Annotated in this window: 29 protein-coding genes; 21 read left to right on the top strand and 8 right to left on the bottom strand. The window is 67.3% G+C overall.

Translation table 11 applies throughout. The annotated features are described in order from the left end of the window. Nucleotides 1-33: 33 nt before the first annotated feature. The 4 genes from NMQ16_RS02870 to NMQ16_RS02855 all read left to right on the top strand — a co-directional run bounded on the left by NMQ16_RS02870 (nt 34) and on the right by NMQ16_RS02855 (nt 3249). Nucleotides 34-1323: a glycosyltransferase family 1 protein gene (locus NMQ16_RS02870; RefSeq protein WP_257079292.1), complete on the top strand. Its 1290-nt coding sequence runs from the start codon at nt 34-36 to the stop codon at nt 1321-1323. Nucleotides 1324-1374: 51 nt separating this feature from the next. Continuing rightward, the gene (locus NMQ16_RS02865) at nt 1375-2313 is read left to right on the top strand and encodes a carbohydrate kinase family protein (protein WP_257078976.1); all 939 of its coding nucleotides are present in this window, start codon (nt 1375-1377) and stop codon (nt 2311-2313) included. Nucleotides 2314-2434: 121 nt separating this feature from the next. Continuing rightward, on the top strand, nt 2435-2878 hold the full coding sequence (locus NMQ16_RS02860; RefSeq protein WP_257078975.1) for a glycine zipper domain-containing protein: 444 nt from the start codon (nt 2435-2437) through the stop codon (nt 2876-2878). Then, a complete protein-coding gene (locus tag NMQ16_RS02855; RefSeq protein WP_257078974.1) occupies nt 2875-3249 on the top strand; it encodes a YchJ family metal-binding protein in 375 nt (124 codons plus the stop codon). The genes NMQ16_RS02860 and NMQ16_RS02855 overlap by 4 nt, the downstream gene beginning before the upstream one ends. A gap of 36 nt (nt 3250-3285) precedes the next feature. Here NMQ16_RS02855 and NMQ16_RS02850 read toward each other — a convergent pair whose 3' ends face one another. Together NMQ16_RS02850 and NMQ16_RS02845 are read right to left on the bottom strand one after the other, a co-directional pair. Further along, the gene (locus tag NMQ16_RS02850) at nt 3286-3492 is read right to left on the bottom strand and encodes a hypothetical protein (RefSeq protein WP_257078973.1); all 207 of its coding nucleotides are present in this window, start codon (nt 3490-3492) and stop codon (nt 3286-3288) included. A 208-nt stretch (nt 3493-3700) separates the two neighbouring features. Further along, nucleotides 3701-4414, bottom strand: coding sequence for a glutathione binding-like protein (locus tag NMQ16_RS02845; protein WP_373566752.1), 714 nt, complete (start codon nt 4412-4414; stop codon nt 3701-3703). Nucleotides 4415-4559: 145 nt separating this feature from the next. On the opposite strand from NMQ16_RS02845, the gene NMQ16_RS02840 reads away from it, so the two are divergent. Genes NMQ16_RS02840 through ruvB form a run of 3 tightly spaced genes read left to right on the top strand, consistent with a single transcriptional unit; the run spans nt 4560 to nt 6964 of the window. Beyond that, nucleotides 4560-5198, top strand: a complete 639-nt coding sequence (locus NMQ16_RS02840) for an MBL fold metallo-hydrolase (RefSeq protein ID WP_257078971.1) — start codon at nt 4560-4562, stop codon at nt 5196-5198. Between the two features lies 1 nt (nt 5199). After that, on the top strand, nt 5200-5889 hold the full coding sequence (locus NMQ16_RS02835; RefSeq protein ID WP_257078970.1) for a pseudouridine synthase: 690 nt from the start codon (nt 5200-5202) through the stop codon (nt 5887-5889). 4 nt (nt 5890-5893) lie between these two features. Then, nucleotides 5894-6964: a Holliday junction branch migration DNA helicase RuvB gene (ruvB, locus tag NMQ16_RS02830; protein WP_257078969.1), complete on the top strand. Its 1071-nt coding sequence runs from the start codon at nt 5894-5896 to the stop codon at nt 6962-6964. Nucleotides 6965-6968: 4 nt separating this feature from the next. On the opposite strand, the gene NMQ16_RS02825 is transcribed toward ruvB, so the two are convergent. The 3 genes from NMQ16_RS02825 to NMQ16_RS02815 form a co-directional block, all read right to left on the bottom strand. After that, the gene (locus NMQ16_RS02825; RefSeq protein ID WP_257078968.1) at nt 6969-8213 is read right to left on the bottom strand and encodes a multifunctional CCA addition/repair protein; all 1245 of its coding nucleotides are present in this window, start codon (nt 8211-8213) and stop codon (nt 6969-6971) included. A 1-nt stretch (nt 8214) separates the two neighbouring features. Then, nucleotides 8215-9171 (bottom strand): complex I NDUFA9 subunit family protein, encoded by a 957-nt coding sequence (locus NMQ16_RS02820; RefSeq protein WP_257078967.1) that lies wholly within the window; start codon nt 9169-9171, stop codon nt 8215-8217. Nucleotides 9172-9289: 118 nt separating this feature from the next. Beyond that, a complete protein-coding gene (locus NMQ16_RS02815) occupies nt 9290-11263 on the bottom strand; it encodes a lytic transglycosylase domain-containing protein (RefSeq protein WP_257078966.1) in 1974 nt (657 codons plus the stop codon). A gap of 44 nt (nt 11264-11307) precedes the next feature. Here NMQ16_RS02815 and NMQ16_RS02810 point away from each other — a divergent pair, with 44 nt between their 5' ends. After that, nucleotides 11308-11892, top strand: a complete 585-nt coding sequence (locus NMQ16_RS02810; protein WP_257078965.1) for a 5-formyltetrahydrofolate cyclo-ligase — start codon at nt 11308-11310, stop codon at nt 11890-11892. Nucleotides 11893-11947: 55 nt separating this feature from the next. On the opposite strand, the gene NMQ16_RS02805 is transcribed toward NMQ16_RS02810, so the two are convergent. From NMQ16_RS02805 to ilvA, 3 genes are all read right to left on the bottom strand, one after another. Further along, on the bottom strand, nt 11948-12475 hold the full coding sequence (locus tag NMQ16_RS02805) for an SRPBCC family protein (protein WP_257078964.1): 528 nt from the start codon (nt 12473-12475) through the stop codon (nt 11948-11950). A 68-nt stretch (nt 12476-12543) separates the two neighbouring features. Continuing rightward, entirely contained in the window at nt 12544-13512 is a 969-nt protein-coding gene (locus tag NMQ16_RS02800; protein WP_257078963.1) for a beta-propeller fold lactonase family protein, read from the bottom strand. Then, nucleotides 13509-15020 (bottom strand): threonine ammonia-lyase, biosynthetic, encoded by a 1512-nt coding sequence (gene ilvA / locus NMQ16_RS02795; protein ID WP_257078962.1) that lies wholly within the window; start codon nt 15018-15020, stop codon nt 13509-13511. The genes NMQ16_RS02800 and ilvA overlap by 4 nt, the downstream gene beginning before the upstream one ends. Nucleotides 15021-15136: 116 nt before the next feature. Between ilvA and NMQ16_RS02790 the strand changes: the two genes are divergently transcribed. The 13 genes from NMQ16_RS02790 to NMQ16_RS02730 are packed head-to-tail and all read left to right on the top strand — an operon-like array spanning nt 15137 to nt 24644. Continuing rightward, nucleotides 15137-15544: a YqaA family protein gene (locus NMQ16_RS02790; protein ID WP_257079291.1), complete on the top strand. Its 408-nt coding sequence runs from the start codon at nt 15137-15139 to the stop codon at nt 15542-15544. Then, nucleotides 15541-16632 (top strand): VanZ family protein, encoded by a 1092-nt coding sequence (locus NMQ16_RS02785; protein WP_257078961.1) that lies wholly within the window; start codon nt 15541-15543, stop codon nt 16630-16632. The genes NMQ16_RS02790 and NMQ16_RS02785 overlap by 4 nt, the downstream gene beginning before the upstream one ends. A gap of 54 nt (nt 16633-16686) precedes the next feature. Continuing rightward, entirely contained in the window at nt 16687-16995 is a 309-nt protein-coding gene (locus tag NMQ16_RS02780) for a ferredoxin (protein WP_257078960.1), read from the top strand. Further along, a complete protein-coding gene (locus NMQ16_RS02775; RefSeq protein WP_257078959.1) occupies nt 16995-17660 on the top strand; it encodes an alpha/beta hydrolase in 666 nt (221 codons plus the stop codon). Before NMQ16_RS02780 ends, NMQ16_RS02775 begins: the two co-directional genes overlap by 1 nt. Further along, nucleotides 17657-17998: a divalent-cation tolerance protein CutA gene (gene cutA / locus NMQ16_RS02770; protein ID WP_257078958.1), complete on the top strand. Its 342-nt coding sequence runs from the start codon at nt 17657-17659 to the stop codon at nt 17996-17998. Before NMQ16_RS02775 ends, cutA begins: the two co-directional genes overlap by 4 nt. Before the next feature lie 57 nt (nt 17999-18055). After that, nucleotides 18056-19936, top strand: a complete 1881-nt coding sequence (gene dsbD / locus NMQ16_RS02765) for a protein-disulfide reductase DsbD (RefSeq protein WP_257078957.1) — start codon at nt 18056-18058, stop codon at nt 19934-19936. Between the two features lie 43 nt (nt 19937-19979). Further along, on the top strand, nt 19980-20588 hold the full coding sequence (locus NMQ16_RS02760) for a riboflavin synthase (RefSeq protein ID WP_257078956.1): 609 nt from the start codon (nt 19980-19982) through the stop codon (nt 20586-20588). Beyond that, nucleotides 20585-21673, top strand: coding sequence for a bifunctional 3,4-dihydroxy-2-butanone-4-phosphate synthase/GTP cyclohydrolase II (gene ribBA, locus NMQ16_RS02755; protein WP_257078955.1), 1089 nt, complete (start codon nt 20585-20587; stop codon nt 21671-21673). Before NMQ16_RS02760 ends, ribBA begins: the two co-directional genes overlap by 4 nt. A 20-nt stretch (nt 21674-21693) precedes the next feature. Further along, on the top strand, nt 21694-22167 hold the full coding sequence (gene ribH, locus NMQ16_RS02750) for a 6,7-dimethyl-8-ribityllumazine synthase (RefSeq protein WP_257078954.1): 474 nt from the start codon (nt 21694-21696) through the stop codon (nt 22165-22167). A gap of 3 nt (nt 22168-22170) precedes the next feature. Continuing rightward, nucleotides 22171-22662: a transcription antitermination factor NusB gene (gene nusB, locus NMQ16_RS02745; RefSeq protein ID WP_257078953.1), complete on the top strand. Its 492-nt coding sequence runs from the start codon at nt 22171-22173 to the stop codon at nt 22660-22662. 20 nt (nt 22663-22682) lie between these two features. Further along, on the top strand, nt 22683-23645 hold the full coding sequence (gene thiL / locus NMQ16_RS02740) for a thiamine-phosphate kinase (RefSeq protein WP_257078952.1): 963 nt from the start codon (nt 22683-22685) through the stop codon (nt 23643-23645). 58 nt (nt 23646-23703) lie between these two features. Then, nucleotides 23704-24150: a phosphatidylglycerophosphatase A gene (locus NMQ16_RS02735; protein ID WP_257079290.1), complete on the top strand. Its 447-nt coding sequence runs from the start codon at nt 23704-23706 to the stop codon at nt 24148-24150. Beyond that, nucleotides 24150-24644 carry a CinA family protein gene (locus NMQ16_RS02730; RefSeq protein WP_257079289.1) on the top strand — a complete coding sequence of 165 codons (495 nt, stop codon included), beginning with the start codon at nt 24150-24152 and terminating at the stop codon, nt 24642-24644. Before NMQ16_RS02735 ends, NMQ16_RS02730 begins: the two co-directional genes overlap by 1 nt. Nucleotides 24645-24696 lie beyond the last annotated feature (52 nt).

Raw genomic sequence — 24696 nt, 5'->3', positions numbered from 1 at the left:
CTTCGTTGTGCGGATGGACATCAAGTGGCTGTCATGGTTGCGTCACCGCACCGTCATGGTGCTGCATTGGCCGGTCGCGACACTGCGCGGATGCGACCGGACGACGCCGACGACGAACTCGCCTTCACCGTGGAACGACTGCACGCGGCAGACGAACCGCTGCGCATCGCCGTGGTGACCGAAACCTATCCGCCGGAAATCAACGGTGTTGCGATGAGCCTCAAGCGCATGCTCGACGGTCTGCTGGCGCGCGGCCATCGCATCCAGCTGATCCGGCCGCGCCAGCACGCGGACGATACCGCGATGCAGTCGGGCGCGCTGCACGAAGTGCTGGCGCGCGGCATGCCCATTCCGCGCTACGGAACGCTGCGTGTCGGCCTGCCTGCCAAGCAGAAGCTGGCCCGGTTGTGGGCGGTCGAGCGGCCGGACCTGGTGCACCTGGTCACCGAAGGCCCGCTCGGCTGGTCCGCCATGGCGGGCGCACGCAAGTTGAAGTTGCCGGTGACCAGCGACTTCCGCACCAATTTCGACGCCTACAGCTCACATTACGGCATCCGCTGGCTCAAGCGCCCGATTTCCGCGTACTTGCGCCGCTTCCACAACATGGGCCACGAAACCTTCGTGCCGACCCGTGCCATGCAGACACAGCTGATCGACTGCGGCTACCGCAACGTCGAGGTGGTGGCGCGCGGCGTCGATACGCGGCTGTTTTCGCCGCAGCGGCGCAGCGCGGCGCTGCGCACCGCCTGGGGCGTCGGCGAGCGCGATCCGGTGGTGGCATTCGTCAGCCGGCTGGCGCCGGAAAAGAATCTCGACCTCGTGGCGCGCGCCTTCGCGGCGCTGCGCGCGCAGCGCCCGGACGCGCGCATGCTGTGGGTGGGTGATGGCCCGGCACGTGAATCGCTGGCGCGGCAGTATCCGCATCACCTGTTTGCCGGCATGCGCACCGGCGACGATCTGGCCACCCACTACGCCAGCGCCGACCTGTTCCTGTTCGGCAGCCTGACCGAAACCTTCGGCAATGTGCTGACCGAGGCGCTGGCCAGCGGGCTGCCGGTGGTGAGCTATGCGCAGGCGGCTGCGGCCGAACTGGTGGTGCCGGAGCACAACGGATTGCTGGCCCTGCCGGGCGACGAGAATACCTTCATCGCGCAGGCGGTGCGCGCCGGGCTCGATGACGATCTGCGCGCCGGCATGGCGGTGCATGCGCGTGCCAGCGTCGAACAGCTGGGCTGGGATAGCGTGGTGGACGCCTTCGCCGCCCGGCTGCGCGCCACCGTGCTCAATGCCGAGGCACTGCGTAGCGCGCGCTCGCGACGCTGAAACGGCGGCGTAAGCCCGTATACTCGCGCCTTTCGCCACCGGTCTGCCTTCATGTCCGTCCTCATCTGCGGCTCCATCGCCTACGACACGATCATGGTGTTTCCCGATCGTTTCAAGCAGCACATCCTGCCCGACCAGATACACATCCTGAACGTGGCCTTCCTCGTACCTGACATGCGGCGCGAGTTCGGTGGCTGTGCCGGCAACATCGCCTACAACCTTAAGCTGCTGGGCGGCGAGCCGCTGATCATGGCCACGGTCGGCCATGACGCCGGCCCTTACATGGACCGCCTTGCGTCGCTCGCCATCCCGGCCACCCATGTGCGACGGATCGACACCGCCTTCACGGCGCAGGCCTTCATCACGACTGATCTCGACGACAACCAGATCACCGCCTTCCATCCGGGTGCGATGAACATGTCGCACGAAAACAGCGTGTCCGACGCCACCGGCGTCAAGCTGGGCATCATTGCACCGGATGGTCGGGACGGCATGATTTCGCACGCGCGCCAGTTTGCCGAAGCCGGCATCCCGTTCGTGTTCGATCCGGGTCAGGGGCTGCCGATGTTCGGCGGCGACGATCTGCTGAACTTCCTGGATCTTGCGCGCTGGTGCGCGGTCAATGACTATGAAGCCCGCCTGCTGTGCGAGCGCACCGGTCTGACCGAAGCGCAGATCGCGGAAAGGGTCGAGGCGCTGATCGTGACGCGCGGCGCCGAAGGTTCGCGGGTCTACACGGGCGGCTCGGTGACCGAAGTGGCCTGCGTGCCGGCCGACGCGCTGGCCGACCCGACCGGTTGCGGCGACGCCTACCGCGGCGGCCTGCTGTACGGGCTGTCGCGCGGCGCCGACATCATCGCCTCGGCGCGTCTGGCGTCGGTCATGGGCTCGATCAAGATCGCCAGCCGGGGCGGGCAGAACCACCTGCCGACGCGCGACGACATCGCCGAGCGTCATCGCGCCGCCTTCGGCTCTGCGCTGGCATTCTGAGCGTCCGGTCGACCCTCGGAGGCCGAAACATGCGCTCACCATTGGTCGGCTGACGCGCCGAGCGGCGCGCGGTAAAAGGTCAGCAAGGCCGCGATGTCGCGGCCGCATACGGAGAAGCATCATGAATCGCATCGCATTGCCGGCGCTGTTGCTGGCCGGCATCGTTCTCGCAGGTTGTCAGTCCAGCCTGTCGGGAGACACCTATTCGCGCGAACAGGCGCGGCGTGAAATGTCGGTCCGCCAGGGAACGGTGGAAGGCGTCCGCGCCATCACGATCGAGGGCACGAAGTCGAACATCGGCACCGCTGCGGGCGCAGCGGTGGGCGGCCTGGCCGGCGGTCAGGGATCCACTGCAGGCGCCATCGCCGGCGCCGTGGTCGGCGGTGTGGCCGGCGCCTTCATCGAGGAAGGTGCGACTCGCCGCAAGGGGCAGGAAATCACGATCCGGCTCGACACCGGCAATGTGATTGCGGTGGTGCAGGAGGGCGACGAGAAATTTGTGATCGGCGAGCGCGTTCGTCTGGTCGGCGCGAGCGGCAACACCCGGGTGACGCGCGCGCAGTGAGCCTGTGCACATGCGGAAGCGGTCGCCTCGCGGCCGACTGCTGCGCACGGCATCACGCCGGCGAGCCGGCTGCCACGCCCGAAGCCCTGATGCGCTCGCGCTACAGTGCCTACGTGCTCGGCCTGACCGATTACCTGCTCGCCACCTGGCATCCGACGACACGTCCGGTCACCCTGACGCCTGATGAGGCGGGGTTGAAGTGGCTGGGGCTGGATGTGCGTCGCTGCGTGATGCAGGACGCCGATCACGGCACGGTGGAATTCGTCGCCCGCAGCAAGCTCGGCGGACGCGCGCACCGGCTGCATGAAACGAGCCGCTTCGTGCGCGACAACGGTCGCTGGTTCTACCTCGACGGCGACTTCGCGGCCTGATCTACCTTGCCGGATGCGCATCCACAGGCGGACCGCTCAGTAGTCGTCTGCGCCGGCGCTTTCCTCTTCTTCATCCTCGTCGTAATCATCGACCGCCTCTTCGGCCACGCGGGCTTCGAGGAAGGCCTTCAAATCATCCGGGTCGGTGAATTCGTCGATGAACTCGGCAAGGATGCTGACGACGGTATCCGGGTCCCATTCGCACTCGTCGGCGGCGTCGTGAATCAGCTTTTCGGCACTCATTGCTTTCTCCCGAAGGACTGGACAGATGCGACCGGGGTCTGCTGACATCGAATGACCAACCGGAGGAGCGGAAAGCTGGATGTGACAGGCTCCGCGGTGGTCTGCGATTCAATGTCGAAAGACTCCGACGCAGTGCTGGAAAGCCTAGCACAGGCCGATCGGCGCTTCATCGTGCAGCGCGTCGAACACGTTGCATGGCGTTACCGCGTCAGACGCCCTGAGCCTTGCCCACGGTGTCGGCGTTCTGCCCGAACAGCAGCTTGCTGGAGACTTCGTCGACCACCGGTTTGTCGCTGATCTGCGCACCCCGGAGGTACGCCCGCACGGTGGCCGCACGGTCGCGGATGGCTTCGTGCCAGCGCTTCAGATGCGGGAAGTCGTCGAGATTCATCTGCTGGCGCTTGTGCGGCACGGTCCACGGATAGCTTGCCATGTCGGCGATGCCGTACTGTCCGCCGGCGATGAAGTCGCGATCGGCCAGGTGCTTGTTCAGCACACCGTACAGGCGCGAGGTTTCGTCGACGTAGCGGCGGATCGCGTAGGCGATCGGCTCCGGCGCGTACTGTACGAAATGGTGGTTCTGGCCGGCCATCGGTCCGAGCCCGCCGACCTGCCAGAACAGCCACTCCAGCGTCTGCACCCGCCCGCGCAGCCCGCCCGGCATGAACTGACCGGTCTTTTCGGCCAGATAGAGCAGGATGGCGCCGGATTCGAACACCGACAGCGGTGCGCCGCCATCCGCCGGCGCTTGGTCGACGATGGCCGGCATGCGGTTGTTCGGCGAAATGGCGAGAAATTCCGGTCGGAACTGTTCCCCGGTGCCGATGTTCACCGGCACGATGCGGTGTTCGATGCCGGATTCTTCGAGAAACATCAATACCTTGTAGCCGTTGGGTGTGGGCCAGAAATGAAGGTCGATCACGATGTGCTGCCCCGCTGTGGTCACGTCCATCGACCGTAACCGCTGCCCGCAGCGCGCGCCAGTTGCATCTCGCCCTGCATGTGGCGGATGCCTCGCGCACCCACCACGTACAATGGGCGGTCGTTGTCTTTTCCCGTTTCCCTGCATGCTCCGTCACGCCATCATTCCGGTCACTCCGTTCGAACAGAACTGCACCCTGCTGTGGTGCGACGAAACCATGAAGGGCGCCGTGGTCGATCCGGGCGGCAATCTCGAACGCGTCCTGGCCGAAATCGAGCGGCAGGGCGTCACGCTGGAAAAGATACTGGTGACGCACGGCCATCTCGATCACGCCGGAGCCACGCTGGATCTGGCTGAACAGTTCGACCTGCCGATCGAAGGCCCGCACCCGGACGACAAGTTCTGGATCGACGGCTTTCCGGTGCAGTCGCAGATGTTCGGCTTTCCGCCGTGCCGGCCCTTCGTGCCGACGCGCTGGCTGGCCGACGGCGACACCGTCACGGTCGGCAACGTGACACTCGACGTCGTGCATTGCCCGGGCCACACGCCGGGTCATGTGGTGTTCGTCGACCGCGTCGGCCGGCTGGCCCAGGTCGGCGACGTGCTGTTCGCCGGGTCGATCGGCCGTACTGATTTTCCGCGCGGCAACCACGCCGACCTGATCCGCTCGATCCGCGAAAAACTGTTTCCGCTGGGCGACGACATCCGCTTCATTCCGGGCCACGGTCCGATGTCGACGTTCGGCGAAGAACGCCAATACAACCCACACGTTGGACAACGCTGACATGCAGCTCGAACGCATCCTGCAGAGCCAGGGTTTCGGCACCCGCCGCGAATGTCGCGCCCTGGTGCGCCTCGAACGCGTCACCGTGCGCGGCGAAATGGTCGATGACCCCTTCGTCGACGTGGACACGGCTGACCTCGACTACACCGTCGACGGCGAAGCCTGGCGCTATCACGAGCCGTCATACGTGATGCTGCACAAGCCGGCCGGCCACGAATGTTCGCAGAAGCCCAAGCACCATCCGGCGGTGTTTTCGCTGCTGCCGTCACCGCTGGTGGTGCGCGCGATCCAGTGCGTCGGCCGGCTCGACGAAGACACCACCGGCCTGCTGCTGCTGACCGACGACGGCCAGCTGATCCACAAGCTCACGTCGCCCAAGCACGGCGTGCTCAAGCGCTATGTAGCCACCGTGAAGCATGCGGTGGATGACGCGATGCTCAAGGCGCTGGGCGGTGGCGTGGTACTGAACGACGCGCCCGACGTGTCAGTCGCCGCACACGCGGTCGAGCAGCTGGACGAGCACCGGATCGCCATCACCATCGGTGAGGGCAAGTACCACCAGGTCAAACGCATGGTGGCCGCTGCCGGCAACCGGGTCGAGGCGCTGCATCGCGTGGCCGTCGGCCGGCTCGAACTGCCGGCGGATCTGGCGCCCGGCGAGTGGCGCTGGTTCGATCCGGCCGAGGTGTGACGCCATGATCCATACCGATCCGCTTCAGGCAGCCGCCGAACGTCTGGTGTCGGCGGCGCCGGCCGACGTGAAGGAAGACGCGCTGGAGCGCGCGCTGCGCCCGAAGCGGCTCGATGAATACATCGGTCAGGTCAAGATCCGCGAACAGCTCGATATTTTCGTCGCCGCGGCGCGCGCGCGGCGCGAGCCACTCGATCATGTGCTCCTGTTCGGTCCGCCCGGTCTGGGCAAGACCACGCTGGCGCACATCGTTGCCGCCGAAATGGGCGTGAGCCTGCGTCAGACGTCCGGCCCGGTGCTCGAACGGGCCGGCGACCTCGCGGCGATCCTGAGCAACCTCGAACCGAATGACGTACTGTTCATCGACGAAATCCACCGCCTGAGCCCGGTGGTGGAAGAGATCCTGTACCCGGCGCTGGAAGATTTCCAGATCGACATCATGATCGGCGAAGGCCCGGCGGCGCGCTCAATCAAGCTTGATCTGCCGCCGTTCACGCTGGTCGGCGCCACGACGCGCGCCGGCATGCTGACCAATCCGCTGCGCGACCGCTTCGGCATCGTGGCGCGGCTCGAGTTCTACACCGCCGACGAACTGGCACTGATCGTGCGACGTTCGGCGCGCCTGCTCGACTGTCCGATGGATGACGCCGGCAGCGTCGAAATTGCGCGTCGCTCGCGCGGCACACCACGCATCGCCAACCGCCTGCTGCGCCGCTGCCGTGACTACGCCCAGGTGAAGGCCGACGGCGCCATTTCACGCGAAGTGGCGGATGCCGCGCTGACCATGCTCGACGTCGACAGCCTCGGTCTGGACATGATGGACCGCAAGCTGCTCGGCGCCGTGATCGACAAGTTCGATGGCGGCCCGGTCGGCGTGGACAACCTCGCCGCCGCGGTCGGCGAGTCACGCGACACGATAGAAGACGTGATCGAACCGTATCTGATCCAGCAGGGTTATCTGCAGCGCACGCCGCGCGGACGCATCGTCACCGCGGCGATCTATCGCCACTTCGGCCTCGGCACGCCCACACCGGCGATTGCGTCGCTGTGGGACGACGCGAAACCCGCCGGCTGAGTGCTCAGTCGGCCGCGCGAGCAGCCGCCACGGCGGCGATGCGCGCCGCCTGCACCTCGCGCGCGATGGCGGGTCCGCTGTCCGGCGACCCCGTCCTGCCCTTTTCGGCCATCGATCGCGCAATGGCGCCCGCATCGACCGCCCTGAACGCGGCCGCTGCCCTGCGCACGATGTCGGCCTGCGGGTAGCCCGCCGCATCGAAGCCGGGCCGGCTGCGCTGGTCGGCTTCGCAGGCAAGCAGCATGTCGGTCAGCCGCTCCGGCTTGCGCATCACGTCAAGCCGCTCCAGCAGTTTCACCAGCGTGTCGGCACGCAGCTCGGCGGCGCGGTGGATGTTGGTGTGCTCCTGCGCCACCAGCCGTCCGATGTCGGCGATGTCGGTCGGCACGCGCAGGCGCTCGGCCAGCGCGTGCGCCAGCTTCACGCTGCGCGCCTCATGGGCGATGTGGCGTGGCCATTCTTCGCGCGGCGTCGTGCCCTTGCCCAGATCGTGTGCAAGCAGCGCCCAGCGAGTCGACAATGACGCCTGGTGGCCGGCGGCCCAGTCCAGACACTGCAGCAGGTGGATGCCGGTATCGATTTCCGGATGATGCTTTTCCGGCTGAGGCACGCCGAACAGCGCATCGACCTCGGGCAGCACGACAGCCAGTGCGCCGCAATCGCGCAGCACCTCGAGCATGCGTGAAGGTCGCGCTTCCATCAGGCCGCGCGACAGTTCCTGCCACACGCGTTCGGCAACGAGGGCGCGGGCTTCGCCCGCCTCCACCATGCCGCGCAACAGCGCCAGCGTTTCCGGTGCGATGGTGAAATCGACGAAGCGGGCGGCGAAGCGGGCCAGCCGCAGGATGCGCACCGGGTCTTCGGAAAAGGCGGGGCCGACATGACGCAGCACGCGCGCCTCGATGTCGGCCCGACCGTTGCACGGATCGATCAGCGTGCCGTCATCGGCCCGCGCGATCGCATTGATCGTCAGGTCGCGCCGCTGCAGATCCTCTTCCAGCGTGACCGATGCATCGGCGTGGAACACGAAGCCGCGGTAGCCGGGCGCGGTCTTGCGCTCGGTGCGCGCCAGCGCGTATTCCTCGTGCGTGTCGGGATGCAGGAAGACCGGAAAGTCGCGGCCGACCGGCATGTAGCCGGCGGCCCGCATGTCGTCCGGTGTGGCGCCCACCACGACCCAGTCGCGGTCACCGGCCGGCAGCCGCATCAGCTCGTCACGAACCGAGCCGCCGACGCGGTAGATGCGCATGCTATCTGCGTGCCTTCGAGCGCGCGCGCTCGAAGCGGTCGGTTGGCGTGAAGTCGGCCAGGCAGCGGCCGATCTCGCTTTCCAGCAGCGCCGGCGCGAAGCCGAACGGCAGCGTGCAGCCGGCGTCGCACACATTGTCGACGCTCATCGAACGCAGGTTGTCACGCGACATCAGCGTCGGGCCCGGCGCCAGTTCGAGCGCCAGCGCCTGCAGCGATGCCAGCGGCCCGGGCAGGCCGATGACGCACGGATCGCGGCCGATGGTGCGGCCGGTCAGCTGCACCAGTTCGCGCATCGTGTACACCTTGGGTCCGCACAGCGGATACACCTGACCGATGCTGTCGTCGCTGTCGAGCGCATGCACGATGCAGCGCGCCACGTCTCGAACATCCACAGGTTGATAGCGCGTGTCGGCGCCGGCCAGCGGCATCACCGGAAACAGCTTCAGCAGCCCCGCGAACAGGCGCAGGAAGCATTCGCCGTCGCCGAACACCAGCGAAGGCCGGAATATCGTCCATTCGAGTCCGCTGGCGCGGACGGCGTCTTCACCGGCGGCCTTCGAACGCTGGTACTCGGATGGCGCGTCTGCCGCCGCGCCCAGTGCGCTGACCTGCACCATGCGCGGCACGCCAGCGGCCTTGGCTGCCGCGGCGACGGCGCGGGGCAACGCGACGTGAGCGCGTTCGAAGTCTGCACCCCAAGGGCTGCCGATGCGCGAATGCAGGATGCCGACCAGATTCACCACGGCATCGGCGCCCTGCATCAGGCGGTTCAGCGTGGCGGCATCGTGTACGTCGGCTTCGACCACATCGACCGTGGGCAGCAGGATGAGATGCTTCGCGCGGTCGCGCCGGCGCGTCGGCACGATGACGCGGATATTGCGCTCGGCAAGCAGGCCGGCAACGTGGCTGCCGATGAAACCGCTGCCGCCGATCAGGAGAACTGTGGAAAGGGACATCGAGATCACTCTGGTTGAACAACGGCGAACATGCTACCAGCGTCGCTGCGGGGGCATGCGTGACCGGGATCAAGGCGTGTGCCGGCAGATCCCGGCGCGATCCATCGCGGGCGCACTCTTATATCGGATCATCCGGCAGCGCGCCCGGGCCCGGCTGTATGGTGCCGAGACGCTGCTTGAGTCCGGGGCTGTCCGGCAACCCGAACACCAGGCTGTACAGCACTGCGTTGGCCATCACTTTCTTCACGTAGTCGCGCGTTTCGTTGAAAGGGATGGTTTCCGCGTAGATCGCGCCTTCGAGCGGCCTGGCGGCGCGCCACTTCTTGGCCCGTCCGGGGCCGGCGTTGTAGCCGGCGCTTGCGAGTACCGGGTGATCGTCCAGGCTGTCCAGCACCAGACGCATGTAGCTGGTACCGAGCAGCAGGTTCGTGTCCGGGTCGGCGATCTGGGAGGGCTTGTAGCCGTTCAGCCCGATCTTCTTCGCCACCCACTGGCCGGTCGCCGGCATCACCTGCATCAGGCCCTGCGCGCCAGCGGAAGATTTCGCGCGCGTGATGAAGCGGCTTTCCTGCCGCATCAGTCCGTACACCCAGCTCAGATCGAGCGAGCGGGCGCGCACATGTGGTTCGACATCGCTGCGCATCGGTGACAGGTAGCGCAGCGAATAGTCGTGTTCCAGCGTCGTACGGTCGGCGCTGTTGATGGCGCGGTCCCACAATTTGTGGCGCAGCGCGACGTGCGCCGCGGTGAGCAGGGCGCGGTCATCGGCATCGCGGATGGCCCAGTTCCACTCGCGTACCGCCTCGGTGCGCAGGTCGAGCTCGAACAGCTTGAGCGCGCGAGCGATTGCCGGCGTTGCCTCGGCGCGGCGTATTTCATCGACGGACGGGGCGGTGGCCTGCGGCGGCAGTCGGTGAGGCTGGTCCAGTTCCTCGGCCGCCAGCAGGCCATAGAAGTGCGGCTCGCCGGCAATGCGCCGCCACGCGGCATGCGCCTGATCGACGTGTCCGGTCGCGCTGCGCGCCCGGCCGTCCCAGTAGATCCACTCGGGCTTTTCGGCCAGCGCCTGCGGCATTCGGCCGATGATGTCGCGCAGCAGCTTCCAGTTCGTCGCGCGCAGTGCGGCGCGCGCGCACCACGCCAGTGCTTCTTCGCCCTGCAACGCATCATCGGCCGACCGGCACCACTGCACCGCGCGCGTATCGTGTTGCTGCCCACCCTGCCAGCCGAGTTGCTCGAAAGCGTATCCACGCTCTTCTGCGCTGAAACGGGCAGCGATCACTTCCAGACTCCGTTCCGCGCCGCGCACGTCGCCGCGCGCACGCCGTGCGATGGCCATCAGCGCCAGTTCGCGGCCGCGTCGGGTGATCGAGAAGTTGGCCGGCTGGCGATCGAGCCAGCGCTTCGGGTTGCTGACGATGTCGTCCAGTGCGCTGGACGGCGGCTGGGCGGACGCCGGCAGCAAGGCGAGCGTGCTGCGTGCCAGGCCGGGGCGGCGCAATTCCATGTGACGTCGCGCGCGCAGCCACACCTCGTCCTCGGTCAGGCGGCCGGCATCGAACAGCGCGGCAAAGACGGGCAGGCAGGCCGAGGGCGGCTCGTCCATCGTCGCCCACAGCAGCTTGGCGTCGGCGAGCGCGGCCTGTTCGGCGGCATCGAGCCGGGCGCGCAGCGCGTGACAGCGCAGATCGGCCTCGGGTGTCGGCGAGCTTTGCGGCAGCAGTGCATACTCAGCACGATAGTCGCTCCACTGTTCGGCTTTCGCGAGCTGGCGCAGCCAGTCCGAACGCAGGCGCTGAGCAACGAGCGTACCGGCGTGCTGTTCGAGGAAGGCGGCGACGCGGTCGGGCGCGGCGCGGTCGAGATCGAGGCGCAGCCTGTAATAGTCGATGTAGGACGTCAGAATGTGCGACTGCAATCCTTCGGCATGGCGCTCGAAAGCCTGCCGGTTGCCGGCGGAAAATGCATCGCGCGCCGCGATGAAGGCGGCGTCACCATTGGCCTGCGCAGCAGGTGCGAGCAGCACGAGCGCCAGCATGAGGTGACGTAGGGCGCACCGGATGTGCGCGCCGGGGTGGAAGTGCGTGGGCATCTGCTATCGTTTTTGCTTGCTGATACTCATGATACCGCCCGCACGTGAATGTTCCCGACGATCGCGCCCGACGGCGCACACTTCGCCTGTCGCTGGTCAGCCGGCGCGAAGCCATGCCGGCGACCGCGCTGGCTCCATGGCATGCCGACATCGCTTGTCATCTGGAGGCGCTGCTGGCGCGGCTCGCACCTGCCTCGATCGGTTTCACCTGGCCCTACCGCGGCGAGTTCGATGCGCTGGCCCTCGTGCGCGACTGGCTGGCCGGCGATGCCATGCGCTGGGCCGCACTGCCGGTGGTCGGGGAAAAGGGCCAGCCGATGACCTTCCGTCGCTGGACACCTGAAAGCCTGATGGCGACCGATCGTTACGGCATTCCTTATCCGGTGGAGGGCCCGTCGGTGGTGCCGGCGCTGCTGCTGATCCCTTGCAATGGTTTCGACGCGCGCGGGTTCAGGCTCGGTTACGGCGCCGGCCACTTCGACCGCACGCTGGCAGCGCTCACGCCCGCGCCGCGCGCCGTCGGCATCGCCATCGAGGACGGACGACTCGACGATCTCGACCCGCAGCCGCACGACATTCCGATGGACTGGATCGTCACCGAAGCGGGAGTGTTCGGGCCCTACCGCTGAGCGACGGGCGAAAAAAAGCCGGCGCAGGCGCCGGCTTTCGCGTCATCCTGACCGCCTACTTTTCAAGCAATGCCTTCAGGTTTTCCAGGCCGCTCTTGTAGACGCCGGTGATGGCACTCAGTGCGGCTTCGTCGTCCTCGCCCTTCGGCGGATCGTTGTTCATGTACTTGCGGTAGAAGGCGCCGCGCCATTCCACCACTGCAGTGCCGCCTTCTCCGGCCTTCACCGTCATGTTGGAGCTGTAGTTGGTGACCGGCAGGGCGCCGCCATCCTTGGCGCGATAGGAAAACTTCTTCGCGGCCGGGTCGATGGATTCCAGCGTTTCGATGACTTCACCGCCGCCCTTGAGCTTCAGCGTGCGGACCGAACCGACGGTGCTGCCGTTGGTGGCGGTGCTGCTTTCGACCGCCGGATGCCAGCTCTGCAGTTGGGTGAAATCGCTCACTCTGGCCCATACCGCGTCCGGGCTGGCCTTGATCGTGATCGATTCAAACGCCTTCTGGCGCGTCGGGCCGTGGGCGTGTGCGAAGGTGGCGGCAAGGGATGCGGCCAGCATGATGATGAACGCCGAAACTGCGCGCATGGTGTCTCCTCGGTTGTCAAAAACGGTTGTTGCAAAGGTCGCGACAATAGCCGCAGGCGGCGCAGCGATCAATGAGCGGGCGGCGACCGGTGGATGAAGCGGCCGAAGCCGCGCGGGTTGCGGCCCAGATTGATGGTGCCGCGCGCCGCACCGGTCTGCGCGTCGAACACGCCGACCAGATCGTCCATCCAGCTGACGACCAGCAGTGTATTGCCGGTCACCGCAACGCCCTCGGGATAAACGACCGAAGGCCAGGTCGCGATGACCTGACGTTGCGCGGTGTCGATGACCGATACGCTGTCGCCCTGCTGATTGGTCACATAGGCGCGCGCGCCGTCGTCCGAAAACGCGATGCCGTACGGTCCCTTGCCGACCGGCAGCGTCGCCACGGTGCGCTGCTGCGCGATGTCCACCACCGACACGTCATTGCTCCACACGTTCAGCGCGTACAGCGTGCGCCCGTCGGCCGACAGTTCCAGTGCGAACGGATGGTTGCCGACCGCAATCGTCGACACCTGCTTCATCTGCGCGAGGTCGAGCTCGCCGACTGCGTTGTCGTCGCGATTGGCCACCCAGGCCATACGACTGTCGGGCGAGGCGACCAGTCCGGCCGGTGCGTTGCCGACCGCGATCTCGCCCAGCGCGGCGTGTGTGGCGGCGTCGAACACCAGCACGCGGTGCGAAAACCAGTCCGCCACCAGCAGGCGGCGGCCGTCCGGCGTCACCGTGATGCCGACCGGGCTCTTGCCGGCCGGGAAGCTGCCGGTGACCTGACGCGTCGCCAGATCGATGACGGTGATGGTCGCACTGTCCGGGCTGCTGATGAAGGCCTTGCCGGCCGCTTCGCTGACCCACACGCCGGCCGGTGACTTGCCGGCCGGCAATGCGGCGATCACGCGCGACGCTTCGAGGTCGACCACGCTGACGTCGTGCGAGCCCTGGTTCGTGATGTAGGCGAGCGGGCCGGCCAGTGCGGCGGCGCTGGTCAGTGCGCCGCACATCAGCGCCAGCAGCCGTGCGAACAGCGAAGGTTTCATCCGAGGAAGAGCTTGTAGGCCGGGTTGTCAGTTTCGTCCCGGTAGGCATAGCCCAGTGTGTCGAGAAAGGTCTGCAACGCCGCCCGATCGCACGCCGGCACCTGCATGCCCACCAGCACGCGGCCGTAGTCTGCGCCGTGGTTGCGATAATGGAACAGGCTGATGTTCCAGTCGCGGCTCATCGCTTCCAGGAATTTCATCAGTGCGCCCGGACGCTCCGGAAACTCGAAGCGGTACACCTGTTCCTGGCCCGCCTCCGGGCTGCGCCCGCCGACCATGTAGCGCACGTGCAGCTTGGCCAGTTCGTCATCGGTCAGGTCGAGCGCGGGATAGCCGTTCGCCACCAGATGGCGCACCAGCTCGGCGGCCTCGTCGCGCCCCGACACCTGCACGCCGACGAAGGCGTGCGCCTCTTTCGCGTCCTTGTAGCGGTAATTCAGTTCGGTGATGTTGCGCCGCCCGAACAGCGCGACCAGCTCGCGGTACGCGCCCGGCCGCTCCGGCAGCGTGACCGCCAGCACCGCTTCGCGTGACTCGCCGATTTCGGCGCGCTCGGCGACGAAGCGCAGACGGTCGAAGTTCATGTTGGCACCGGAGGCGATCGCCACCAGCGTCGCGCCCTTCACGTTGTTCTTCGCGACCCAGGCCTTGGCGCCGGCCACCGCGAGCGCGCCGGCCGGTTCGAGAATCGAGCGCGTGTCTTCGAACACGTCCTTGATCGCCGCGCAGATGGCGTCGGTATCGACCAGCACCATTTCGTCGACATACTGCTGCGCCAGCCGGAAAGTTTCTTCGCCGACCAGCTTTACGGCCGCGCCGTCGGCGAACAGCCCGACGCTGTCGAGCTGGATGCGCCGGCCGGCCGCCAGCGACTGCGCCATCGCGTCGGCGTCCGACGCTTCGACGCCGATGATGCGGGTGTTCGGCCGCAGCCGCTTTATATATGCGGCGACACCGGCCACCAGCCCGCCGCCGCCCACGCAGCAAAATACCGCGTCGATCGGTTTCGGATGCTGGCGCAGGATTTCGACGCCTATCGTGCCCTGACCGGCGATCACGTCCGGATCGTCGAAGGGATGCACGAAGGTCAGGCCCTGTTCCGCTTCGAGCGTGCGCGCATGCGCGTAGGCTTCGTCGTAGGATTCGCCCGCCAGCACCACCTCGCCGCCGCGTGCCGCGACCGCATCGACCTTGATGCGCGGCGTCGTCGTCGGCATGACGATGACCGCGCGGCAGCCCAGCTTCGCCGCCGACAGCGCCACGCCCTGAGCGTGGTTGCCGGCCGAGGCACAGATGACGCCTCTCGCGCGCGCCTCGGGCGTCATGTTGGCCAGCTTGTTGTAGGCGCCGCGCAGCTTGAATGAGAACACCGGCTGCATGTCTTCGCGCTTGAACAGCACGGTGTTGCCGATGCGCCGCGACAGGTTCGGGGCGAGATCGAGCGGCGTTTCGATCGCCACGTCGTACACTTGCGCGTTCAGGATCTTTTCGAGGTAGTCGATGTGCATGATGGGGATACAGCCTTGCGCGCGCCGTCGCGGGAATGGCCGGCGCGCAGGGGCGCAAGCCTAGCAGCGCGCGCGCTCTGCCGGCAAATGCCGTGCGCGCGCGCCGCTTCGCCATGATCGACTGGATGCCCGGCGCCGAAGCGAGCCTGGGCGGCCTGTTCATCGCCAGCTTCCTCGCGGCAACGATACTGCCGGTCGGCTCCGAGCCGATGTTCATGGCGGTCGTCACGGCACATCCGGAACAGCGTGTTGCGGCCGTGCTGCTCGCCACCCTGGGCAATACGGCCGGCGGCATGGCAGGTTACTGGATGGGGCGGCTGGTTCCCGGGCGGGCGCTGCCGGAGCGGCTCGAATTCGTGCGCCGGCATGGCACGCCGGTGCTGCTGCTGGCATGGACGCCGTTCGTCGGCGATGCACTGTGCGTCGCGGCCGGCTGGCTGCGCCTGCCGCCCTGGCGCAGCGCGCTGATGATGGGGCTGGGCAAGGGCGCGCGCTACGTCGCACTGGCCGCGTTGCTGGCATGACGCGATCCGGCCCGCACACCACCCAGCTGGCGCGCCACCTTGCCATCGCGTGGGCGCTGCTGATCGCCTACGCCAGCCTGCACCCGCTCGGCGAGTTCCGCGACGCCGGCGACCACCTGCTCGATTTCCTGACCGCGCCGTGGCCGCGCTACTGGACGCGCTTCGACGTGGTTGCCAATGCGCTGGGATACCTGCCGCTCGGCTTCCTGCTGGTGCCGGCTGTGGCGCCGCGGCTGCGCCGCTCGCCGGCGCTGCTGCTGGCGATCGTGCTGGCGGCCGGGCTGTCGATCAGCCTGGAAATGCTGCAGCACTACCTGCCGACCCGTGTGCCGTCGAATCTGGACGTGGTCTCGAACCTGCTCGGTGCCGCGATCGGCGCGCTGATCGGCTGGCGCTGGGGCGGTGTGCTCAATGATGGCGGCGCGCTGGCCCGCTGGCGCACCCGGCGTATCGTGCGCGGCCACACCGGCGACATCGCGCTGGTGCTGCTGTGTCTGTGGTGGGTGGCGCAGATCGATCCGGACACGCCGCTGTTCGGTCTGGGTGACCTGCGCGACCTGTTCGGCCTGCCGGCGCCGGTCGATTTCACCGAACGCCGCTACCGTGCGGTCGAGATCGGTGCCTGCGTCTGCGCCATGGTGGGCGTCGGCGTGATCGGCTGGCACAGCATGCGCGCACGCAGCCTGTGGTTGCTGGCCAGCGGCTTCGTCATCGCGCTGGTCGTCAAGACGGGGTCGGGTGCGGTGCTGGTACCCGGCGGCGGCGCCTGGCTGTGGGCCACGCCCGGCGCGCTGGTCGGTCTCGTGGCCGGGGCGCTGGCGCTGGGCCTGGTGCTCTGGCTCCCGGCCACGCTGCGTTTCGCGCTGGCTGCACTGGCGCTGCTGGCGGGCGTGGCGATGGTGAATCTCGCGCCGGACAACCCTTATCCGTCTGCGGTGTCGGATGCTTGGCGGGCCGGACACTTCTTCAACTTCAGCGGCCTGACGCGGCTGGCGTCGGCGCTGTGGCCGTATTTCGCCCTGCCTTACCTGATGGCGCTGCAGGCACGCGAAGGGCGCAGCCGACATGCCGCCCACGATCACCGATAATCAGGGTCTGACGACCGTCCACATACGACTCCTTACCTATCCGGAGGCCGGCCGATGAGCCACTTCAAGCACCATGTGTTTTTCTGCTGCAACCAGCGGTCCGAAGGCGAGCAGTGCTGCAACAGCCTGGGCGCGGCCGGGCTGCGCGACTACGCCAAGAAGCGCGTCAAGGCGCTCGGCCTGTCGGGCGAAGGCAAGGCACGCGTCAACATGGCGGGCTGCCTTGACCGCTGCAGCGAAGGACCGGTCATGGTCATATACCCGGAAGCGGTCTGGTACACCTACGTCGATCAGGAAGACATCGACGAGATCATCGAAGAACATCTGGTCAATGACCGCGTGGTCGAGCGGCTGAAAGTCTGATGAACACACGCATACAGTCCGAACGCAGCATGATCGCCGGCCCGGTCGGCGCAATCGAAACGCTGACCGAACTGCCGGACGGCGCGCCGCGTGCGATTGCGCTGGTCGGACATCCTCATCCGCTGTACGGCGGCACGATGGACAACAAGGTGGTGCTCACGGTGGCGCGCGCCCTGCGCGAACTGGGGTGCGTCGCGCTGCGCGCACAGTTCCGCGGCGTCGGCCGGACGGAGGGCACGCACGACGAGGGGCGCGGCGAAACCGATGACCAGCTGGCGGTGATCGACCATGCACGGGTGCGCTTCGGCACTCTGCCGGTCATAGTCGCCGGTTTTTCCTTCGGCGCCTACGTGACGACCCGGTTGGCCGATGCGCTTGCTGCCCGCGGCGAGCCGGTGGCCGGCATGGTGCTGGTCGGGCTGGCGGCCGGAACGGTCGAGGGCATCCGTCATTACGCTCCGGGTCCGGTGCGCGACGATGCGCTGGTGATCCATGGCGAGCGCGATCAGGTCGTGCCGCTGGCGCACGTGCTGGCCTGGGCCGCGCCGCAGAACCTGCCGGTCAGCGTGCTGGGCGAAGCTGACCACTTCTTCCACGGCCGGCTGCACGTGCTGCGCCTGCTGATCGAACGCTGGTGGCGCGCCACCGCGCCAGCCGGACTATGAGCGACGTTCGCATGCTGCTGGTGCTGACCACGCTGCCCGACGAAGCCACGGCCACGCGCATCACGCGCGATCTGGTGGAGCGCGGGCTTGCCGCCTGTGTCAGCATCGGTGCGCCGGTCCGGTCCATCTACCGGTGGCAGGGCGTGGTCGAGGACGCGCAGGAAGTACCGCTGACCATCAAGACGAGCGCAGCCGCCTACGATGCGCTGGCGGCTGCATTGCGCGCCGCCCATCCATACGAACTGCCCGAAATCATTGCCGTGCCGGTCGAGCGCGGGCTGGATGAATACCTGACCTGGGTCGGTGAGTGCACCCGACCCGCTGCTCCGAGCGCCTGATGCATGATTATCCCCACCCATGTTCCGTCCGCCCCTGAAGCGCCACCGATGATCCCGATGCTGCCCCGTTTGTTTCGCATGCTTTGCCTCGCGCTGACCTTGTCCGTCAGCGCTTTTGCACGGGCCGAACCCGCGCTGTTGCCGCTCGAGCAGGCGTTCCGGCTGTCGGCCACGGTGGTCGATGCGACGACAGTCGAAGTGCGCTTCGACATCGCCGACGGCTATTACCTGTATCGCGACAAGCTGGGCTTTGCGGCCGAGCAGGCGGCGCTCGGCCAGGCCGACATCCCGCCCGGGAAAATGAAGAAGGACGAAATCTTCGGCGACGTCGAGGTGCACCGCGGCGTGCTGCCGATCCGGCTGCCGCTCGGCTCCACTCCGGAAACGCCGATCACGCTGACCGTGCGTTCGCAGGGCTGCGCCGACGCCGGCATCTGCTATCCGCCGTCCGAACAGACACTGGTGCTGGATCCGGCCAACCCGGGGGTGCAGGTGAATGCGGCCGGGTTCGACGAGGCGGCTGGTGCGTCGGTGCTCGACCGCCTGCGCGGGCTGGGCGGGCGCAGCGAGCCGGCGGCGGAACCGGCAGCGCCTGCGCTGGCGCCACAGCCCCTTCCGTCTGCCGCATCGGCTGGCGACGAATCGTCGATGGTCGCCAGCCTGATGCGCAGCGGAAATCTGTGGCTGATTGCGGTGAGTTTCCTCGGTTTCGGGCTGCTGCTGAGCTTCACGCCCTGCGTGCTGCCCATGGTGCCCATCCTGTCCGGCATCATCGTCGGCCACGGCGCACACATTTCGCGCACCCGCGCCTTCGCGCTGTCGGCGGCCTACGTGCTGGGCATGGCCGCGACCTATGCGCTGGCCGGCGTGGCGGCGGGTCTGTCCGGGACCCTGCTGTCGGCTGCGCTGCAGAACGCCTGGGTGCTGGGCGGCTTTGCGCTGGTGTTCGTCGTGCTGTCGCTGTCGATGTTCGGCTTCTACGAACTGCAACTGCCGACCGCCCTGCAGTCGCGCCTGTCCGACACGGCCAACCACCAGCGCGGCTCGATCGGCGGCCTGCTGCTGATGGGGGCGGCGTCGGCCCTGATCGTCGGCCCCTGTGTGGCGGCACCGCTGGCCGGCGCGCTGCTGTACATCGCGCAGAGCGGCGACGCCGTGCTCGGGGGGCTGGCGCTGTTCGCCATGGCGCTCGGCATGGGCGTGCCGCTGATCGCGGTCGGTGTGGCGTCGCGTTCGCTGCTGCCGCACACCGGGCCCTGGATGGAAGGCGTGAAACGCTTCTTCGGCGTGCTGTTGCTCGCGACCGCCATCTGGATCGCCTCGCCGGTGCTGCCCGGCCTGGTGACCATGCTGGCGTGGGCCGTGCTGCTGATCGCTTCCAGCATCTATCTGCACGCGCTCGACCCGCTGCCGGTGCATGCCGGCGGCTGGCACAAGCTGTGGAAGGGCGTCGGTGTGATCGCGTTGCTGGCCGGTTCCAGCCTGCTGATCGGCGCGGCGGCCGGCTCGCGCGACGTACTGCAGCCACTGGCCGTGCTGCGCGGCGGGGCCGCAACGTCGTCCGCGCAACCTGCGTTCCAGCCGGTCGGCAGCACGGCCGAGCTGGATGCTCGTCTGGCGGCGGCCACGGCGCCGGTCATGCTCGATTTCTATGCCGACTGGTGCGTCAGCTGCAAGGAAATGGAACGTTTCACGTTCAGCGACCCGCAGGTTGCGGCGCAGATGGCGGGCATGACGCTGCTGAAGGCCGACGTGACCGCCAATTCCGCCGAACACCAGGCGCTGCTGAAGCGATTCGGGCTGTTCGGGCCGCCCGGCATCCTGTTCTTCGACCGGTCGGGACAGGAGATTGCCGGGACGCGCGTGGTGGGTTTCGTGCCGGCCGGTCTCTTCTCGTCGACGCTGGGTCGCGCGATCGCCGCCAGCGGCCCGCGCTGATCGCGTAAAATCCGCTTTCCTTCGCAGCTCACGTCCTCTCCCCATGTTTTCCGGCATCGTGGCCGCCACCGGCCGCATCACCCATATCGCCCCGCTTGAGCAGGGCGTCCGTCTGACTGTCGATACCGATGGCCTCGGGCTCGACGACGTCATCGTCGGCGATTCCATCGCCAACAACGGCGTCTGCCTGACCGTGGTCGGCATCGACGGTCGTCATGCGCTGTTCGACGTGTCGAAGGAAACGCTGGCCTGTACGGTCGGGCTGGACGCGCCGGGTGAGGTCAATCTGGAAAAGGCGCTGCGCCTGTCGGACCGGCTGGGCGGCCATCTGGTCAGCGGTCACGTCGATGGCGTGGGCGTCGTCCGCAGCTTCACCCGGATCGGCGAATCGCACGAACTGGTCATCGTCGCGCCGCCATCGCTGGCGCGCTACATCGCGCGCAAGGGCTCGATCACCGTGCAGGGCGTCAGCCTGACGATCAATCGCGTGACCGATATCGACGAGGGCTGCGAGTTTTCGATCAATCTGATTCCGCACACCGTCGCCGTCACGACCTTGCGCGCGCTCTCGGCCGGCAGCCGCGTCAATCTGGAAATCGACCTGATCGCCCGCTACGCGGAGCGCATGATGGTTGCTGGGGACAACGCATGAGCGCACTGGCACCTGTGCAGGACATCATCGCCGACATCAAGGCCGGCCGCATGGTCATCCTGGTCGATGAGGAAGATCGCGAAAACGAGGGCGATGTGGTGCTGGCGGCCGAATTCGTCACCCCGGAAGCGATCAATTTCATGGTCAAGCACTGTCGCGGCCTGGTGTGCCTGACGCTGACCGAAGAGCGCTGCCGCCAGCTCGGGCTGGAACAGATGGTGCGGCACAACCGCACGCCGCACGGCACCGCCTTCACCGCGTCGATCGAGGCGGCGACCGGCGTGACCACCGGCATTTCGGCGCATGACCGCGCGCGCACCATTCAGGTCGCGGTGGCACGCAACGCGAAACCCGACGACATCGTGATGCCGGGCCACATCTTCCCGCTGACCGCGCAGAAGGGTGGCGTGCTGATCCGCGCCGGCCACACCGAAGCCGGCTGCGATCTGGCCCATCTTGCCGGACTTGAGCCGGCGGCCGTGATCTGCGAAATCCTGAAGGACGACGGCACGATGGCCCGCCTGCCGGACCTGATCGACTTCGCACAGGAACACGGCCTGAAGATCGGCGCCATCCGCGACCTGATCGCGTGGCGCGCGGCCACCGAGGCGCTGGTGCGCGAAGTGTCGCGGCGCGAGGTCAGCGGCGCCTGGGGCCGCTTCATGCTGCACGGCTTCGAGGACATGACCACCGGCGAAATCCATCTCGCCATGGTCAAGGGCGACATCGACCCCGACGCGGAAACGCTGGTGCGCGTGCATGAGCCGATTTCGGTGCTCGATTTCCTCGACGGCGACAGCCCGCGCCACAGCTTCAGCATCGACCGCACGATGCAGATCATCAACGATGCGGGTTGCGGCGTGATCGTCATGTTGCGCCGGACCGAAACCGACGCCGATCTGCGCCGATTGCTCGATGATCCGGGCGCTGCACCGGCCGCGCGCTGGGACGCCCGCACCTTCGGTGTCGGTGCGCAGATCCTGCGCTCGCTGAACGTGCGCAAGATGCGGCTGCTGGCCAACCCGCGCAAGATTCCGAGCATGGCCGGCTTCGATCTCGAACTGGCCGGCTACCTGACTGACTGACCGAACAAGCGAGAACTTCCATGCCGCGCTTCAATGACATTCCCGAAATCGCCGAAAATCTCGACGGCAAGGGCCTGCGCGTCGCCATTGCGATGGCCCGCTTCAATCCGGACATCGGCAGCGGCCTGCTGTCGGCCTGCTGCGCCGAACTGCGCACGCTGGGCGTGGCGCCGGCCGATACGCTGATCGTGAGCGTGCCCGGCGCGCTGGAACTTCCGCTGGTACTTCAGAGGCTTGCACTGTCCGGCAAGTACGACGCGCTGGTCGCGCTCGGTGCGGTCGTCCGCGGCGAGACCTACCACTTCGAAATCGTATCCAACGAAATGGCGCGCGGCGTGTCCGACGTGCAGCTCAAGACCGGCGTGCCGATCGCCAACGGCGTGCTGACCACCGAAGACGATGACCAGGCGCTTGCCCGCATGCACGAAAAGGGCGCCGACTGCGCCCGCGCCGCGGTCGAAATGGCCCGCCTGATCGCCACACTTACAGACTGATCCATGGACAACTCCTCCGATACCGGCGACAACAAGGCCGCCGACGCACCGCGCAAATCGGGCCGCCGTCTGGCCCGTGAATTCGCGGTACAGGGCATTTACCAGTGGTTGCTGTCCGGCAACGACCTGCCTGCGATCGACGCGCACCTGAGCGAAGACGACGGCTTCACGAAGGTCGACCGCAAGTTGTTCCGCGCGCTGCTCAATGGCGCGCACGACAAGGCTGACGCACTGCGCGTCCAGTTCGGCAGTCACCTCGACCGGCCGGTCGGCGAGCTGTCGCCGGTCGAACACGCCATCCTGCTGGTGGCGACCTTCGAGCTGGCGCACCAGATCGACACGCCTTACCGCGTCGTGATCAACGAAGCGATCGAACTGGCCAAGGATTTCGGTGGCTCGGATGGCCACAAGTTCGTCAATGGCGTGCTCGACAAGCTGGCGCCGCAATTGCGCGCGGTAGAAGTCGAGGCGGCACGCAACCGTCCGCGTCGATAGTCGCTGTTCCGGTGAGTCCGGTGAGCCCGGAATTCGATCTGATCCGCCGCCACTTCGTCCGGCCGATGCGTGGCGGGGCGCTCGGGCCGGGCGATGACTGTGCGCTGGTCAGTCCGTCTCCAGGTTGCGAACTTGCCATCACCAGCGACATGCTGGTTTGCGGCACCCACTTCCTTCCGGATACCGATCCGCGCCGACTCGGCTGGAAGACGCTGGCGGTCAATCTTTCCGACCTCGCGGCCATGGGAGCCACTCCGCGCTGGGTCACGCTCGCCCTGTCGCTGCCGCAGGTCGACGACGACTGGCTGGCCGCCTTGTCCGACGGATTCTTCGAGTGTGCATACATATATGGTGTCGACCTGATCGGTGGTGACACGACGCGCGGCCCGCTGACGCTGTGCGTGACGGCATTCGGCGAAGTGGCGACCGGCAATGCGCTGCGCCGCAGCGGTGCGCGGGACGGCGACGACATCTGGGTGTCCGGCCAGCCGGGCCGGGCTGCGCTGGGGCTGGCCGACGTGCTCGGCCGCTTGCGATTGAAGGACGCGCGTCGCGACGAGTGCATCGCTGCGCTGGAAAAGCCGCTGCCCCGGGTGGCCCTGGGCAGTGCCCTGCAGGGCGTTGCGAGTGCGGCCATCGACATATCCGACGGATTGCTGGCCGATCTGGGTCACGTGGCAGCGGCCAGCGGCCTGCATGCCGTGGTCGAGGATGCAGCCTTGCCCTGGCCCGCGCTGCGGGCCGCCTGCGATGACGAGGCGACCGTGCGCCGCGCCTTGCTGGCCGGCGGCGACGACTATGAAGTGCTGTTCTGCGCGCCAAGCAGCGCGCACGATGCATTGCGCGAGCTGTCCGAATCCCTGTCGCTGCCGCTGACCCGCATCGGTGCGATGTGCATCGGCCGCGCTGGCGATGTCAGCCTGATCGACGCGCAGGGTTGCGTACTGCCGGTCGCGCACCGCGGCTACGACCACTTTTCCTGAAGCGATGATCAAGACCTCCGTTCCACCCGGCTTCGGCTTTCTGGCCCATCCGGCCCACATGCTGGCCTGCGGCTTCGGCAGCGGTCTGGTGCCGTTTGCGTCCGGCACCTGGGGCACGCTGGCGGCCTGGCCCCTGTATCTGCTGATCAAGCCGTCGTTTTCCGACGCGGCCTTCGGCATCTTCCTGCTGATCGCCTTCATCCTCGGTTCGCTCGCCTGTCAGCGCACCGGCCGCGACCTCGGCGTGCCCGACCACGGTGCCATCGTATGGGACGAAATCGTCGCCTTCTGGCTGGTGCTGTGGGTGACGCCGCCCGACTTCTTCTGGCAGCTTGCGGCCTTCTTCGCGTTCCGCCTGTTCGACATCTTCAAGCCGCCGCCGGCGCGTTGGGTCGATATCCACATGAAGAACGGCTTCGGTGTCATGCTGGACGACCTGATTGCGGCCCTGTTCGCGATGGTGTCGCTGGCGCTGGGCAAGCTGCTGCTGGAGCGTTTTGCATGATGGACGAGGAATTCGCTGCGCTGTCGGACGCGGTAGGCGCCGCCTGCCGCACGTCCGGGCATGTCATCGTCAGCGCGGAATCGTGCACCGGAGGCTGGGTGGCCGAAGTGCTGACCGCCACCGCCGGCAGTTCGGCCTGGTTCGACTGCGGTTTCGTGACCTACTCGAACGTCGCCAAGCAGCGCCTGCTCGATGTGCCGGTCGACCTGCTGGCCGCGCACGGCGCAGTCAGCGAACCGGTCGCGCTGGCCATGGTGCACGGCGCGCTGGCCCGCTCGGCTGCAACGATCGCGCTGTCGGTGACCGGCATTGCCGGTCCGGGTGGTGCGACACCGGGCAAACCGGTCGGCACGGTGTGCTTCGGCTGGGCCGTGAAGGGCGGTGTCGAGCGCAGCGAAACGCGTCATTTCGACGGTGACCGGGAAACCGTGCGCCGCCTATCCGTACGTCATACACTGACTGTACTGCTGGCTTTGCAGGCAGTACAGACCTGAAAGCACGTGGCAAGAACTGTGCCATAATCGACTGAAAGCAAACGAAAGGATT

This window comes from Methyloversatilis sp. XJ19-49, from assembly GCF_024580145.1.
Taxonomy (GTDB): Bacteria; Pseudomonadota; Gammaproteobacteria; order Burkholderiales; family Rhodocyclaceae; genus Methyloversatilis.
Note: the sequence above shows the minus strand (reverse complement) of the source record. Positions and strands in the feature narration are given on the sequence as shown.

Bases quoted from the DNA above. Each gene is read 5' to 3' on its own strand.
- NMQ16_RS02870 (WP_257079292.1), top strand. From the start codon at position 34: ATGGTTGCGTCACCGCACCGTCATGGTGCTGCATTGGCCGGTCGCGAC.
- NMQ16_RS02865 (WP_257078976.1), top strand. From the start codon at position 1,375: ATGTCCGTCCTCATCTGCGGCTCCATCGCCTACGACACGATCATGGTG.
- NMQ16_RS02860 (WP_257078975.1), top strand. From the start codon at position 2,435: ATGAATCGCATCGCATTGCCGGCGCTGTTGCTGGCCGGCATCGTTCTC.
- NMQ16_RS02850 (WP_257078973.1), bottom strand. From the start codon at position 3,492: ATGAGTGCCGAAAAGCTGATTCACGACGCCGCCGACGAGTGCGAATGG.
- NMQ16_RS02840 (WP_257078971.1), top strand. From the start codon at position 4,560: ATGCTCCGTCACGCCATCATTCCGGTCACTCCGTTCGAACAGAACTGC.
- NMQ16_RS02835 (WP_257078970.1), top strand. From the start codon at position 5,200: ATGCAGCTCGAACGCATCCTGCAGAGCCAGGGTTTCGGCACCCGCCGC.
- ruvB (WP_257078969.1), top strand. From the start codon at position 5,894: ATGATCCATACCGATCCGCTTCAGGCAGCCGCCGAACGTCTGGTGTCG.
- NMQ16_RS02825 (WP_257078968.1), bottom strand. From the start codon at position 8,213: ATGCGCATCTACCGCGTCGGCGGCTCGGTTCGTGACGAGCTGATGCGG.
- NMQ16_RS02820 (WP_257078967.1), bottom strand. From the start codon at position 9,171: ATGTCCCTTTCCACAGTTCTCCTGATCGGCGGCAGCGGTTTCATCGGC.
- NMQ16_RS02815 (WP_257078966.1), bottom strand. From the start codon at position 11,263: ATGCCCACGCACTTCCACCCCGGCGCGCACATCCGGTGCGCCCTACGT.
- NMQ16_RS02805 (WP_257078964.1), bottom strand. From the start codon at position 12,475: ATGCGCGCAGTTTCGGCGTTCATCATCATGCTGGCCGCATCCCTTGCC.
- NMQ16_RS02800 (WP_257078963.1), bottom strand. From the start codon at position 13,512: ATGAAACCTTCGCTGTTCGCACGGCTGCTGGCGCTGATGTGCGGCGCA.
- ilvA (WP_257078962.1), bottom strand. From the start codon at position 15,020: ATGCACATCGACTACCTCGAAAAGATCCTGAACGCGCAAGTGTACGAC.
- NMQ16_RS02785 (WP_257078961.1), top strand. From the start codon at position 15,541: ATGACGCGATCCGGCCCGCACACCACCCAGCTGGCGCGCCACCTTGCC.
- NMQ16_RS02780 (WP_257078960.1), top strand. From the start codon at position 16,687: ATGAGCCACTTCAAGCACCATGTGTTTTTCTGCTGCAACCAGCGGTCC.
- NMQ16_RS02775 (WP_257078959.1), top strand. From the start codon at position 16,995: ATGAACACACGCATACAGTCCGAACGCAGCATGATCGCCGGCCCGGTC.
- cutA (WP_257078958.1), top strand. From the start codon at position 17,657: ATGAGCGACGTTCGCATGCTGCTGGTGCTGACCACGCTGCCCGACGAA.
- dsbD (WP_257078957.1), top strand. From the start codon at position 18,056: ATGCTGCCCCGTTTGTTTCGCATGCTTTGCCTCGCGCTGACCTTGTCC.
- NMQ16_RS02760 (WP_257078956.1), top strand. From the start codon at position 19,980: ATGTTTTCCGGCATCGTGGCCGCCACCGGCCGCATCACCCATATCGCC.
- ribBA (WP_257078955.1), top strand. From the start codon at position 20,585: ATGAGCGCACTGGCACCTGTGCAGGACATCATCGCCGACATCAAGGCC.
- ribH (WP_257078954.1), top strand. From the start codon at position 21,694: ATGCCGCGCTTCAATGACATTCCCGAAATCGCCGAAAATCTCGACGGC.
- nusB (WP_257078953.1), top strand. From the start codon at position 22,171: ATGGACAACTCCTCCGATACCGGCGACAACAAGGCCGCCGACGCACCG.
- NMQ16_RS02735 (WP_257079290.1), top strand. From the start codon at position 23,704: ATGCTGGCCTGCGGCTTCGGCAGCGGTCTGGTGCCGTTTGCGTCCGGC.
- NMQ16_RS02730 (WP_257079289.1), top strand. From the start codon at position 24,150: ATGGACGAGGAATTCGCTGCGCTGTCGGACGCGGTAGGCGCCGCCTGC.